General features: G+C 37.4%; 11 protein-coding genes. 4 read left to right on the top strand and 7 right to left on the bottom strand.

Annotated elements, in window-relative coordinates:
* Together HHL23_RS22485 and HHL23_RS08910 are read left to right on the top strand one after the other, a co-directional pair.
* On the top strand, nt 1-184 hold a 184-nt coding region (locus tag HHL23_RS22485; RefSeq protein ID WP_228464675.1), incomplete at its 5' end, for a hypothetical protein.
* Between the two features lie 13 nt (nt 185-197).
* Entirely contained in the window at nt 198-1,577 is a 1,380-nt protein-coding gene (locus HHL23_RS08910) for an aspartate kinase (RefSeq protein WP_169234460.1), read from the top strand.
* Between the two features lie 185 nt (nt 1,578-1,762).
* Here the strand turns inward: HHL23_RS08910 and HHL23_RS08905 are convergent, their stop codons facing one another.
* Nucleotides 1,763-3,454, bottom strand: coding sequence for a DUF6909 family protein (locus HHL23_RS08905; protein ID WP_169234459.1), 1,692 nt, complete (start codon nt 3,452-3,454; stop codon nt 1,763-1,765).
* 290 nt (nt 3,455-3,744) lie between these two features.
* On the opposite strand from HHL23_RS08905, the gene HHL23_RS08900 reads away from it, so the two are divergent.
* Nucleotides 3,745-5,940: a glutamine synthetase III family protein gene (locus tag HHL23_RS08900; RefSeq protein ID WP_169234458.1), complete on the top strand. Its 2,196-nt coding sequence runs from the start codon at nt 3,745-3,747 to the stop codon at nt 5,938-5,940.
* 339 nt (nt 5,941-6,279) lie between these two features.
* Nucleotides 6,280-6,990, top strand: a complete 711-nt coding sequence (locus HHL23_RS08895) for a C40 family peptidase (protein WP_169234457.1) — start codon at nt 6,280-6,282, stop codon at nt 6,988-6,990.
* 364 nt (nt 6,991-7,354) lie between these two features.
* On the opposite strand, the gene HHL23_RS08890 is transcribed toward HHL23_RS08895, so the two are convergent.
* The 6 genes from HHL23_RS08890 to HHL23_RS08865 all read right to left on the bottom strand — a co-directional run bounded on the left by HHL23_RS08890 (nt 7,355) and on the right by HHL23_RS08865 (nt 13,682).
* Nucleotides 7,355-7,933, bottom strand: coding sequence for a pentapeptide repeat-containing protein (locus HHL23_RS08890; protein ID WP_169234456.1), 579 nt, complete (start codon nt 7,931-7,933; stop codon nt 7,355-7,357).
* 112 nt (nt 7,934-8,045) lie between these two features.
* Nucleotides 8,046-9,275 carry a rod shape-determining protein RodA gene (rodA, locus tag HHL23_RS08885; RefSeq protein WP_169234455.1) on the bottom strand — a complete coding sequence of 410 codons (1,230 nt, stop codon included), beginning with the start codon at nt 9,273-9,275 and terminating at the stop codon, nt 8,046-8,048.
* Nucleotides 9,272-11,278: a penicillin-binding transpeptidase domain-containing protein gene (locus HHL23_RS08880; protein ID WP_169234454.1), complete on the bottom strand. Its 2,007-nt coding sequence runs from the start codon at nt 11,276-11,278 to the stop codon at nt 9,272-9,274. Before HHL23_RS08880 ends, rodA begins: the two co-directional genes overlap by 4 nt.
* Nucleotides 11,275-11,781, bottom strand: a complete 507-nt coding sequence (gene mreD / locus HHL23_RS08875) for a rod shape-determining protein MreD (RefSeq protein ID WP_169234453.1) — start codon at nt 11,779-11,781, stop codon at nt 11,275-11,277. The genes HHL23_RS08880 and mreD overlap by 4 nt, the downstream gene beginning before the upstream one ends.
* A complete protein-coding gene (gene mreC, locus HHL23_RS08870; protein ID WP_169234452.1) occupies nt 11,774-12,628 on the bottom strand; it encodes a rod shape-determining protein MreC in 855 nt (284 codons plus the stop codon). The genes mreD and mreC overlap by 8 nt, the downstream gene beginning before the upstream one ends.
* Before the next feature lie 28 nt (nt 12,629-12,656).
* A complete protein-coding gene (locus tag HHL23_RS08865) occupies nt 12,657-13,682 on the bottom strand; it encodes a rod shape-determining protein (protein ID WP_034700899.1) in 1,026 nt (341 codons plus the stop codon).
* Nucleotides 13,683-13,891 lie beyond the last annotated feature (209 nt).

Here is a 13,891-nt window from a genome sequence, read left to right as displayed (position 1 = left end):
TCATAGTAATAATTCATTTAAATATTTGAATGTCAGAAACTTAAATATACGAATTATTACTTTTTCTTACAAATTTTTATCAGTTGCTTATCCCGAACTCAGGTTAATTTATGATGCGTTTGCCCTGGCCGACTTACAGATCAGTATCTCCAATCATCTTTATTTTCTTATTTTCGCAGATTAAATAAAGTTTTATAATGCTGACCGTAGAAAAAATAGGAGGAACTTCCATGTCTCAGTTTCATGATGTTCTTTACAATATAGTTATTGGAAAAAGAAAGGAAGGAGAATTTTATAATAGGGTTTTTGTAGTTTCAGCCTATAATAATGTCACCAACTGGCTATTGGAACACAAAAAAACAAATGAGCCTGGTGTGTATCAAAAATTTTTGAACAGTGAAGACTATAAAGCTGATCTCGATAAGGTATGCCAAAAACTGATTTCCATTAATGAAGGATTGGAAAATGTTGGCCTTCAGCTTTCTGAAGCTAATGAATTTATAACAAACAGAGTGGAGCAGGCAAAAACGATGCTTAGCAGCCTGAGTAAGGTTTTGGCATCGGGATATGTAAATGCACACGATATTCATCTTGCAGCAAGGGAAATTTTAGCTTCTATTGGGGAAGCGCATTCTGCGTGGAATTCTACTAATATTATCAACAATAAAGGAATTCATGCAAAATTTGTGGATTTATGCGGATTTGATGACAACGAAGCCCTTACTATTGATGAAAGAATTACAAAAGAATTCAGCGGAATAGATTTTAAAAATGTGATTTGTGTAGCAACCGGATACACTAAAGGAACTGAAGGAATTATGAGAGTTTTTGATCGTGGATATTCCGAAGTTACCTTCAGTAAGGCCGCTGTAGATATAAAGGCTGATGAGGCGGTTATCCATAAAGAATATCACTTATCAAGCGCAGACCCAAATATCGTGGGTGTGGAAAACTGTGTTCCAGTGGGACTGACCAATTATATCATTGCAGACCAGCTGGCTGATATAGGTATGGAAGCCATTCACCCAAAGGCAGCAAAACCATTAGAACTCTCCGGAATTAATATTCGTATTAAAAATACATTCGATCCGGATCATATCGGCACCTTGATTTCAAAGAATTATGTATCTCCTGACGCTCGTGTTGAGATTGTTTCCGGATCAAAAAAAATGCTGGCCATAGAAATTCATGATCCGCTTATGGTAAGTGAAGTGGGTTATGATGCCCAAATCATGACCTATTTCCAAAAGTATAATATAAGTTATGTGTTGAAATCTACAAACGCAAACTCAATAACAATGGTGATTTGGGAAAATAATGCCTCGGAAAAGCTTTTGGAAGAACTTAAACAAAATTTCTATCAGGTAACGGGAGTTCCGGTTGCATTAGTCTGTGCAATGGGAACCAATATTGCTACACCCGGATTCTTATATCGTGCGGCAAAAGCCCTGTATGAGAATAATATTAATATCGAATGCTATGCACAGTCCATCATGCAGGTTAACATGCAGTTTGTAGTAAAAAGGGAGCATTATGAGAAAGCTATTATAGCTTTGAACCAAGCATTATGCAATTAAGCATTTTCTGAGAACATATAAAAGCACCCCTAAACAGAGCGGTTTTAAGGCTTTTGGTCGCTTATGATAATTCCCTCAGATTTTAAGCACAATTTTTCCGTGAGACCTGTACAATCTGCGGGAAGTCTAAAATAAAAAACCTCAAATGCAATACATCTGAGGTTTCAATATGACTTAAAATCAAATTATTTTTTAGCCAGAATTTCTTTTTTTCCGCTTTGTAAGATCTTTTCAAGGATTCTCAAAGTAATCAGATAAGTAGGCTTTACTCCTGTAAGGCCTAAACCTCCTGAAGAAAGTGTACTTCCCGTTTCCAATGGATTATCTGAAGCATAGTAAGCGTAACATACAAACAGGTCCGGTGCAATGTGATGTCTGATCTTAGAAGCTACCTGAATCGCTTTCTGGTAATGCGCTCCTTCCATTTCAAGACCGATTGCCTTCCATGAAGTGTTCATAAAGTACGATAAGATATCTCTGTTCTGAAGTGATGTTCCTAATACAGTAATCATCGGGCCTTCAAATGCCTTCAGTTCGTCGTCTTTAAAATCATCCAGTTTCAAAGCATTTTCAAAAGGATAGTTATCTGCCGTTCCTTCAAAAAGATGGGATGTAGGGATCATAATATCTCCTTTTCCTCCGGCAAGAATTCCGGCTTTACCCATAATGGAAACAGATTTCACTTTCATCATATACACCTCTCCTTTGTGTTCGAAAGGTCTCAACAATTCGTCCATTACTTCAAAAGCCTGTTCTCCGAACGCATAGTCAAAAACCATGATCACATCGTCTCCACCGTATTTTATACCGTTGAATGGTGTGTTTTTAAGGTCTGTTTTGCTTAAATCAATAATCTGAACATCAATATTACTTCCGCTCTTATCATTAATATAAATCAATCCTTCTTCCAAAGCATATTTTGAAACTTTGTCGCGAAGTTCTTTTTTATCAGAAATCTCTCCGTAAAGTTTATAATCTACTTCTTTGTTGTCTTTTTTCTTTAAGGCATCATTTCCATACAGCATATTTTTCACGGAGTGCATGTTGGCAGAAATGATATGAAGCGGACGCATGTGAAGATTGTTTTCAAATAAAACCTCTTTCACTTTATTGGCCCATTTTTCGCCGAAGTAATGGTGTCCTACTCTTTCCTTTAATATAGCACTGAAATGAATTTCTCTTTCTCTCGTCTGTTTTGCGTCTTCAAGGCTTACTTTTCCTAAGTTGTAGATGATTTTAAATAAACGGTCAGGATTGTTGTCATCCCCGAAAGAATTATAAGCATTCAGTGTTTCTTCAAAAGTTCTTCCTATTAAAGAAGATAAATGAATAAGAGCAACCTCTTTTTCTTTTCTGCTGAATTTCTTTTCCCCTTTTACTACTTCTTCGATAATTTTGAAGGCACGTGTAGGCTTCCAGTTTTCATCCTGAATAAAAGCCAGATTTCTCACTTTATCGGCTTCTATAAATAAAAAGGTAAGGTGGGTAAGAATATCATAAATTTCAGAACGTCCCAAAAGAACTTCAATATTCATTTGGTGTTCGTCTATCCTGTAACAGTTTCTTCTTCTCTTTTTAGGGACAATGGGTTCGAAACTTCCTTTATCAAAACCCTCATCTGATGTAAGATGAATAAAAGCACATTCTTCAATTCCTTCCGGAAGTCTGTCTAAAACATACATCAAACCATCTAATTCCAATTTGTTAGGAATATTCATGGTACCATAAATCTCTGGATTGATCGTCTTTAACAAACTTCTGATACTTTCTCCAGAAACACCGGCAGGTTTAAAAAAACCTCTGTAAAAGAGGTGTCTCATAGAAATATACAATCTTTCAATTGCTTCCGTTGTTTCTCTAGCTCTAGAATTTGTCATAAAATAAATTTCACACAAATATACAAAATCTTTGCGCATTCTATTTTAAGTATCTTTTAACAAGCAGTTTAAATTTGTATCTTTAAAGATTGTGAATCGTACCTCATAAAATGAATTATGGTACTGTTATAAGGCCAAACATTACATTTCAAGAGTTACCTACCCCTATTAAAAAAGTTAAACCGCCGTTTATATTTATAAAACTTAACAATAACCCCTAAAAAAATTAGGGGTAAATCATTTTCAATTCATTTTTTTCGTAAATTTGCCCCACAAAATACAACCTTAATATGTCAACTTTAAGATTCAAAGCGTTAGAAACTTTACCATTTAAGGACTTCAGAAGAGATAATTCTGTTGAGGTTCCCGGAAAACTGTCAGAATTATTCTGCCAGAATGTTTTCTCAGAAGAGACCATGAGAGCATATCTGACAAAGGAAGCATTCCAGTCTATTATGGATGCTATTAAAAAAGGAACAAAAATCCAGAGACACATTGCAGACCAGGTAGCTGTAGCTATGAAAGACTGGGCAATGAGCAAAGGAGCCACTCACTACACTCACTGGTTTCAACCTTTGACAGGAACTACTGCAGAAAAGCATGATTCCTTCTTTACCCCTATTGAAGGAGGCAGAGCCATCGAAAGATTCAGCGGAAACTTATTGATCCAGCAGGAGCCTGATGCTTCTTCTTTCCCGAACGGAGGAATCAGAAATACTTTCGAAGCAAGAGGTTATACAGCATGGGATCCTACTTCTCCTGCATTTATCATGGGAACTACTTTATGTATTCCTTCTATCTTCATTTCTTATACAGGGGAAACTTTAGATTATAAAGCACCTCTTTTAAGAGCTTTGAACGCTGTAGATGAAGCTGCAACCAACGTAATGCAGTATTTTGACAAAAACGTAACGAAAGTAACTCCCACTTTGGGCTGGGAGCAAGAATATTTCTTAGTTGATTCCGCATTATTCCAATCTCGTCCAGACCTTGTTTTAACAGGAAAGACTTTATTAGGACATTCTCCTGCGAAAGGACAGCAGCTGGACGACCACTATTTCGGTTCTATCCCGACAAGGGTAATGAACTTCATGAAAGAGTTGGAAATCGAATGTATGAAACTGGGAATCCCTGTAACAACAAGACATAACGAGGTGGCACCTAACCAGTTTGAGCTTGCCCCAATGTTTGAAGAAGTAAACGTTGCCGTAGACCACAACTCTTTGTTGATGGACATCATGGCAAGAATTGCTCACAAACATCATTTCCACATTTTATTCCATGAGAAACCATTCGCAGGAGTTAATGGAAGCGGAAAGCACAACAACTGGTCTTTAGCAACCGATACAGGTGAAAACTTATTAAGCCCGGGAAAAAACCCTAAGAAAAACTTACAGTTCTTAACCTTCTTCGTTAATACCATTAAAGCAGTTTACGAATATGCTGATCTTTTAAGAGCAAGCATCGCTTCTGCGAGCAACGACCACAGACTGGGTGCCAACGAAGCTCCACCGGCAATTATCTCCGTTTTCATCGGAAGCCAGCTATTCAGAGTATTGGAAGAACTGGAAAAGGTAACAGAAGGGAAACTTTCTCCGGATGAAAAAACAGATCTAAAACTAAACGTTGTTGGAAAAATCCCTGAAATCCTTTTAGATAACACGGATAGAAACAGAACTTCTCCATTTGCATTTACAGGAAATAAATTTGAGATCAGAGCAGTAGGATCTTCTGCCAACTGTGCAGAGTCTATGACTGTAATGAACACGATCGCTGCAAAACAATTGATCGATTTCAAAAAAGAAGTTGATGCCCTTATCGAAACAGGACTGAAGAAAGATGAAGCGATCTTCAATGTATTGAGAGAGTACATCAAGCAGTGCAAGAGCATTATGTTTGAAGGTGACGGATATTCTGATGACTGGGCAAAAGAAGCTAAAAAGAGAGGTTTGAATAACTTAAAAACCACACCTGAAGCGCTTAAGCAGGAAATGGATAAAAAATTCGTTGCTCTTTATGAAGAAATCGGAGTATTCACTCACAGAGAGGTTGAGGCCAGAAACGAAATTAAATTAGAAAAATATTCTACTGTTATTGATATTGAAGCAAGAGTTTTAAGTGACATCGCAAGAAACCACATCATTCCTTCTGCTTTAAATTACCAAAACAGATTGATCGAGAACGTAAAAGGTCTTAAAGAAATATTCCCGGACAAAGAATTCAAAACATTGGCGAAAGAGCAAATGAGCTTAATCACTAATATCTCTGAGAATGTTTCCAAGATCAAACTTGGCGTTGAGGATCTTATTAAAGCGAGAGAAGCGGCGAAAGCCGTATCCAATAGTCAGAAGCAGGCAGAAACTTACTGCAGCAAAGTAATCCCTTTATTTGATGTGATCAGAGAAGCTTCTGATGATCTTGAAATGATGGTGGATGATGAGCTTTGGCCAATGACTAAATATAGAGAAATGTTATTTACAAAATAACATCTGTAAAGTTCCATATTAGTTAAGCTCCCTGGTTTTTCCGGGGAGTTTTTTTTGATTTATTAACAGCCTTGAAAATTAGAGTTGTGAATCTTAAAATCCGATAAATAAAGGAAACGCCTTTTATTTTGTTAAAGAATCATAATAAAAAAAACCGCGGACTCACCAAAAATAGGCGGTTGCGGTTTGTTTTTCTTTAACATACTTAAATAATATGTTAAAATGTGTTAAATAAAGAAGCTGACAATAATCATATCAGGGGTCTTTTGCTCGGAATCTCTACTTTTGTAATGCTTTGAGAAAATAAATATTCCTTTTAACACGGATAATCAAATATATATGAAGAAAAGAGTTTTGTTTTATTTAGTTGCTTTAGTGTCTACAGTATCAGTTCAATCATGCGCTACAAATTATGTAGTTTCACAACCAGCAACTTATGCTAAAGAATACAAAACAGATGCCAAACTAGCTTCTCTTGACAACAAGAAAATGGAGCAGGATAAGCAAAGACTTATCGATTCTTTTCTAGCTGAAAAGGCGGCATCTATAGCCAATGCAAAAAAATCCATTAAGAATTCTGAGATTGCAAAAGCAGTCAAATACAATAAAACGATCGATAATATCCTAACAGAAGCTGAAACATACCTTGGAACTCCATACAGATACGGAGGAATGACCAGAAGAGGTATTGATTGTTCAGCTTTCGTTCTTTCTGTATTCGGAGCAGCAGCAGGGCTTAGCTTACCAAGAGTAGCAGCATCTCAGGCTCAGGAAGGAGAAAGTATTGATAAAGGAGACCTTCAGAAAGGAGACCTGATCTTCTTTTCACACGGAAGAAGAATCTCTCACGTAGGTATCGTAGAAAGTGTAACTGAAGAAGGTGAAATCAAATTCATCCACGCAGCCACTTCTAAAGGGGTAATGATCTCATCGCTGAATGACTCTTACTGGGGACCGAAATTCAGGTTCGCAAAAAGAGTGATCAACGAGAACGGAGACGCTTATAACAATTTAGCTTCTTCTACTCCATCCGCAGCGACAAGTTTTTAATTTTAAATAATTGATTTAAATAATGAAGCCATCAGAATCTGATGGCTTTTTTATTTTCTGGCTGCTGTATATTTCTTGAGGAGTGTTTTACTACCCCGTCTTTTTTCTGAGCAAAAATCCACCCCTTCAGAGAAAGGGAATGGTCTGTACGTAACATGAATTTAGTCCCTTATTACAGAAGGGAGGGGCTAAGATCTGTTTAGTAGGCAGGAATAATAAGTTTTGGCTAAAGCCTTACTCTTGAACATTGAAATACAAAGGCGGGTTAAAACCCGCCTCTATTGAATTACTTAGTTATGAGTTTTCAGAATAAAAGAAGTTCTCACGACGTCCACCCTAACTTCTAATATCTAATATCTAATATCTAATCCCTATCAATTTCAATATCCAGCTTATACAGGAGTCCATGTACTTCGGAAAGTGAAAATTTAGCCTTTTTAAGACGATTTACGGAAGGATCTATAGAATAGTTGAAGGAAGTTCTCAGATCTGCTTTTTCAAGGTTTGTCCGGTCGAAAATAGCTCCGGAAAGATCGCAACCTTTGAGCACTGAATTGGAGAGATCACATTCTGCAAAATCGGTTTCAATCAATCTTGAATTTTTGAATATGGTCTTTTTAACCGATGTATTGTAGAACACAGAATTATTGAGGGCACAGTCGTCAAAAGTAAATGAAAGACCAAAACCGTTACAGTCATTAAACTGAAGTCCGAACATTTTACATTCTTTGAAACGGATACCTCGAAAAGCTGTTTTAAACAGTTTTGCCATACTCAGATTACACCCGATAAATTCACAGTCTGTGAAACTAAAATCAGAAAGGTCGGCATACTCAAAGCTGCAGTTCCTGAATGTACAGTTTTCGTATTCGCCTTTTTCAAAAGACTGGTCAGTAAAATTTATATTTTGAAAATCCTGGTCTGAAAGATAGGCTTGCTTCATACGTAGCTACATTCTTAATGATAATGATAATGATTATATTCTCCTTTATTAAGGAATATTGTAGGCTTTCAGGAAACATCAAAGATTTCGGCTTTCCTTTTCCCCTCACAACTTACACCAAGCTGTTTTTATCCGAATAATTAAGTTTAAAGAAAATAAAAGTCATCATAGAAAAGGCAAGCAACGAGCTTCCTCCATAACTGAAATAAGGAAGTGGAATACCCACGGTTGGGAAAAGCCCCATAACCATCCCTAAATTGATGGTAAAGTGCATCATCAGGATGGAAGCAAAGCAATATCCAAATACACGGTTAAAGGTGGATTTCTGTTGTTCCGCCAGATAATAGATCCGGCCGATATAAACCATATAGCATAACACGAGAACGGCACTTCCTACAAAGCCCCATTCTTCGCCTACCGTACAGAAAATATAGTCAGTTTCCTGTTCAGGAACAAATTTCCCCTGTGTTACAGAACCTTCCCGGTATCCTTTGCCTAAAACTCCGCCAGATCCGATGGCCGTTTTTGAATATAATAAGTTATACCCGGAAGTGTCTCTAAATGCTTTTTCTCCTTTAAAAAGAACCTCGATTCTTTCTCTCTGGTGTTTTGGAAGTTTTTCTAAAATATAAGGTGATGCAAAAGCTAACCCACATAATAGCAGAATAGATCCTACAATACTTCCGATAGAAATAACATTCCAGGACATTTTATAATAGTTAATGGCAATCCAGCCTCCTGTAACCAATCCAATAGCACCAACAACATAAAAAGGATCTATAGCTAATGAAATAAGAAAAACACCCGCAAAAAGGAATCCGATTCCAAAAAGCAAGCCACTTAATCCTTCTCTGTATAGCGCTATAAAAAATGCTGTAAAAACCAACAACGAACCAACATCAGGAATTGCCAATACAACAACTGCAGGAATCGCAATAATAGCTAATATGGTTAATAAGGGTTTCCTGTTACTTAAATTAAAATCCGGCCCCGACACATAGTTCGCCACCATCAACGCTGTGCCTATTTTTGCAAACTCTACAGGCTGCATGGTAAAGCTTCCGAATTTGTACCAGTTTTTCTGTCCCAGAATCTCCTTTCCAAAAGGAAAAAGCCCGATCAAAAGTAAAACACCACCGATATAAATAATACCCGCCATGTTTTCGAAGAATTTACTCCTTCCAACGAATATTATAAGTCCAACAAATAAAGAGATACAGAAGAAAACCAATTGCTTTTCTCCCAACTTCTGGTCAACACTGTAAATATTGGCGATTGCAAAGATACAAAGCGCAAAATACAGCCCAAGACCTAGCTTATCTATTCCTTCTGCCCATTTCATTGCTTTACCTTTTTAGTATTGTTCTTTGTTTCTTCTTCTATTTTTTTCTGCAGTTTTATTTTCTGCTCTTTAATAAAGTTCAGACTGTCCTGCTTTCTTTTTAGCTTAACAGAATCTTCTTTTGGGTCTTTATATAAACCTTTACGTTTAAGATCTGCTACCCATTGTCTTTTGTACTCAGGCATGAAGCTGGCACTGGTCATCTTCTTGTACAGGTTTTCTCTTTTCAGATCTCCGGTAATATATTTTTCGGCAATCACCGTACACGCAGGACCTGCCCATGTTGCACCGAATCCGGCATGCTCCATTACTGCAGCTACCACGATTCTAGGTTTATCTGCGGGAGCAATTAAAACAAAGATTGAGTTATCTTTCCCCTGAGGAACCTGTGCAGTACCTGTTTTTGCCAATTGAGTAAAGTCATTGGATTTCAAACTTCTTGCGGTACCTCGTAATACTACGGCTTCCATACCTTTCAGTACAGGCTCGAAGTGTTTAGGATCTACAAGCGTTTTATGTTTTGTTTTAAATCTTTTGTCCGGATTAGGTTTTCCATCAATAGATTTAACGATATGCGGAGTATAAAACCAACCTTTATTGGCAATGGCGGCAACATAATTTGCCAACTGAAGTGGAGTCACCAAAACATCTCCCTGTCCCATTCCATTGAAAATAGAACCATTCATGGTATAGTCACCCGTCCAGTCTTTCTTACCGCTTCTTTTTTCGTAAAACTTTCCGGTAGGAATTCTTCCCGGAGAACCTACAGCGATGTCATTATTCAGATATTCTCCTACGCCAAAGCTGCTCATGATTTTTTTCCATTCATCAACACCTCGGGAAGGATCTCCCGGATATTTGTTCATGATCGCAATAAATGCATGGGAAAAATAGCAGTTACTCGAAACCTGAATAGATGGAATCAAAGGATCGGCTCCTCCATGCCCTTTAATTCTCAAACCTCTGTAAAAAAAGCCGCCACCACAAGGGAAGACTGTATTTTCATCCATTACGCCCATCTGCATTCCCGCAAGAGCGGTCAGCAATTTAAAGGTAGACCCCGGAGGATAAGCTGCCTGAACAGATCTGTCAAAAGTAGGTTTGTTTTCGTATAAGGTATCTTTAGATAGAGCGTAAAGATTTTTTGATTTATAAGGTCCCGTGAATAAATTAGGGTCAATATCCGGACCAGTTGCCATGGTCAGAATTTCTCCGTTATTCGGATCGATGGCTACGATGGCTCCGTGTTTACCTACAAGCATTTCTTCGGCCATTCTTTGAAGGTCGTAGTCAATGGTTAAAGTAATATCCTTTCCGGTAACAACATCTTTATCTAAGGTTCCGTTTTTATAAGATCCAATATTCCGAAGTCTGATATCCTTTTGAATATATTTTATTCCTTTTATACCACGAAGTTCTTTTTCGTAAGATTTTTCAACCCCTGTTTTTCCGATAAAGTCTCCCGGAAGATAATAGGCTGAATCTTTCTTTATTTCTCTTTCATTAACCTCACTGGTATATCCTAAAAGGTTTCCGGAGGTTCCCACTTCATACTGACGCTGAGGTCTGGATACAATACTGAATGCCGGATATTTGAAAATAATTTCCTGTACTCTGGCAATGTCTTCTCTGCTGAGGTCCTTAAAAAAGGTCATAGGCGTCAGCTTCGAATAGTATTTTTCTTTCTTGATGAGGTCGATTCTTTTGATAAAATCAGATTTGCTGATCTGCATCAGATTACAGAATCCCAAAGTATCAAAATCTGGTTTCATTAAGGCCTGCGTAAAAGAGATTTCATAAGCGGGCTGGTTTCCTACGAGAATCTTACCATTTCTATCAAAAACAACACCCCTCTGTGGAATAACGTATTCTGTCTTAATGGAAGTATTCGCTGCATTTAAAGCATAACGGTCCGTCAGCAACTGTAAATAAGCAAGCCTCGCCACAAAAATAATGGCGATAACGACTAGTATGGAAAAGATTTTTAAATAACGTGTGTTCAAACTTTTTGTTTGATTTTAAATATTAATGCGTAAACAACGATAAATATAAAGGAAATTATACTTGTTATCACTACATTAAGTAATATTTCGAAAAAACGGCTCAATTTAAAAAATTCGATGTACTGCACTAAAAACTGGTGCAGAAAGATACTTGAAAACAGAAACAGTAAAAACTGCGCCCACTGAAGGGACTGAAAGGAGAAAAAGTCTGTGGAAGTATCTGTGGACGTCCTGAAAATCAATGTTCTGAAATAGGCGATCAGTGTTGTCGCAAAAGCATTGATTCCCCATGAGTACAGGAATGCATCAACGGAAAGTCCTATTAAAAAGCTTAAAGCTAAAAATTGATATTTATTTCTGAAGAAAGGATAAAACATGACAAACACCGGATAAAGAACCGGCGTATACTTTCCGAAAATGGTGATCCTGTTCAGTACAAAAATCTGTAATGCAACCAGAAAGATCATGATCAATATATCGGTAAATAAAGTCCTGCTAATCATTTTCTTTTTTTATTACGTTCTGCAATGTATCCTGGATTTTCTGAACTTCGGCTTTCTTAAGGTTTTTCACGACAAATACTTTGCTTAAAGCACCCATTTTTTCGCTCAGCTCTACTGAAATATCCCAGAAACCGGTTTTGTTGTCTACAGAATATCCTGCGATAGTCCCAATCATTACGCCTTTAGGGAAAATAGCTGATTTACCGTCTGTAACAACAGTATCACCTACTTTTAAAGCCACATATTTAGGAATGTCAGCAAGATGCATCACTCGGGAATTATCCCCGTTCCAGGTTAAAGTTCCGAAATATCCGGAGTTTTTCAACGAGGCATTGATTCTGATTCTATTAACACTCAGAACAGACTGCACCAAAGCATAGCTGTCTGTAGAGTTGATTACAATTCCGGCAATTCCTTTAGGAGCCATTACGCCCATCTGAGGAAAAACACCGTCTCTACGGCCACGGTTGATTGTAAAGTAATTATTTCTTCTGTTGATACTGTTGAATACGATTTCGCCGTCTACAAAAGTGTAGATCTGTCCGCCGCCTAAAGTATCATGAACTTTTTTGAATACAGGATTGTTCGCCCCTTCTTTTCCATAAAGCTGGATCATCAGAGACTTATTCTGAGCCACAAGATCTTCATTGATCTGTTTCAGTTTCAGATATGAAACTCCTTCATCAATATACCCCGAAATCCATGAATTCAGCGCAGCCGACTGGCCAGCTACCCATGATTTCTGCATGGCATTTTTAGAGAATACCAGAACCAGAGCAACAATCTGCAGGAATATAAAGAAGACAAAAAGAGCGTTCTTCGAAAATAGTCTCAGCAAAAATCCCATTCAGATATATTGTCGTAAAAGGTTAAAATTATTTAATTAAGAAATTGAATTTATCCATATTCTTAAGGGCAATACCGGTTCCGCGAACAACAGCTCTCAACGGATCTTCTGCTACAAATACAGGAAGACCAGTTTTTTTGTGCAATCTGTCTGCAAGACCTCTCAATAAAGCACCTCCTCCAGCAAGATAGATACCTGTTTTATAAATATCAGCAGCCAATTCCGGTGGTGTAAGAGAAAGCGTTTCCATCACAGCATCTTCGATTCTGATAATGGATTTGTCTAATGCACGTGCAATTTCTTTGTACCCTACCATGATCTCTTTTGGCTTTCCTGTAATAAGGTCTCTACCCTGTACCGGGATATCTTCAATATCAACGTCAAGATCTTCTACTGCAGAACCTACTTCAATTTTGATTCTTTCAGCTGTTCTCTCTCCGATGTAAAGGTTATGATGAGTTCTAAGATAGTAAGCGATATCGTTCGTAAATACGTCACCTGCAATTTTCACAGATTTGTCACACACGATACCTCCTAAAGCAACAACAGCAATTTCCGTAGTACCACCACCTATATCGATAATCATATTCCCTTCAGGTTTCTGTACATCAATTCCAACTCCTATTGCCGCAGCCATTGGTTCGTAGATCAACCTTACTTCCTTTGCATTAACTTTCTGAGCAGAGTCTCTAACGGCTCTTTTCTCAACTTCAGTAATACCAGAAGGGATACAGATCACGATTCTCAGTGCCGGCTGTATGAATCTACCTTTAATTCCAGGAATTTTTTTGATAAATTCTTTGATCATGTGTTCAGAAGCGTGGAAATCTGCAATTACCCCATCTTTCAATGGACGAATTGTCTTGATATCCTCATGAGTTTTACCCTGCATATGTTTGGCCTGCTCACCGACCGCAATGGGTCTACCCGTAGAACGTTCAATTGCAACAATTGACGGCTGATCTATAACAATTTTATTATTATGGATAATTAGGGTATTGGCAGTACCAAGGTCTATCGCAATTTCTTGCGTAAACATATCGAATAAACTCATATTTTCCTTCTGATTTTAAGTTTACAAAGATATGAATTTAACCCTACTAAAGAAATTTAACCTGCATATAATTTGGTTAAAATTTTATTAAAATTCACAATTGTTTATTAACTTTTGATTGAATCATTTAAAGAGCCTGATTTAAACCAAAATTAATGGGAGAGAGAAAGAAAGATAACAGATAAAAATATTCCCACCTGAAATAAAAC

The sequence above is a fragment of the Chryseobacterium antibioticum genome (assembly GCF_012927325.1).
Taxonomy (GTDB): domain Bacteria; phylum Bacteroidota; class Bacteroidia; order Flavobacteriales; family Weeksellaceae; genus Chryseobacterium; species Chryseobacterium antibioticum.
Note: the sequence above shows the minus strand (reverse complement) of the source record. Positions and strands in the feature narration are given on the sequence as shown.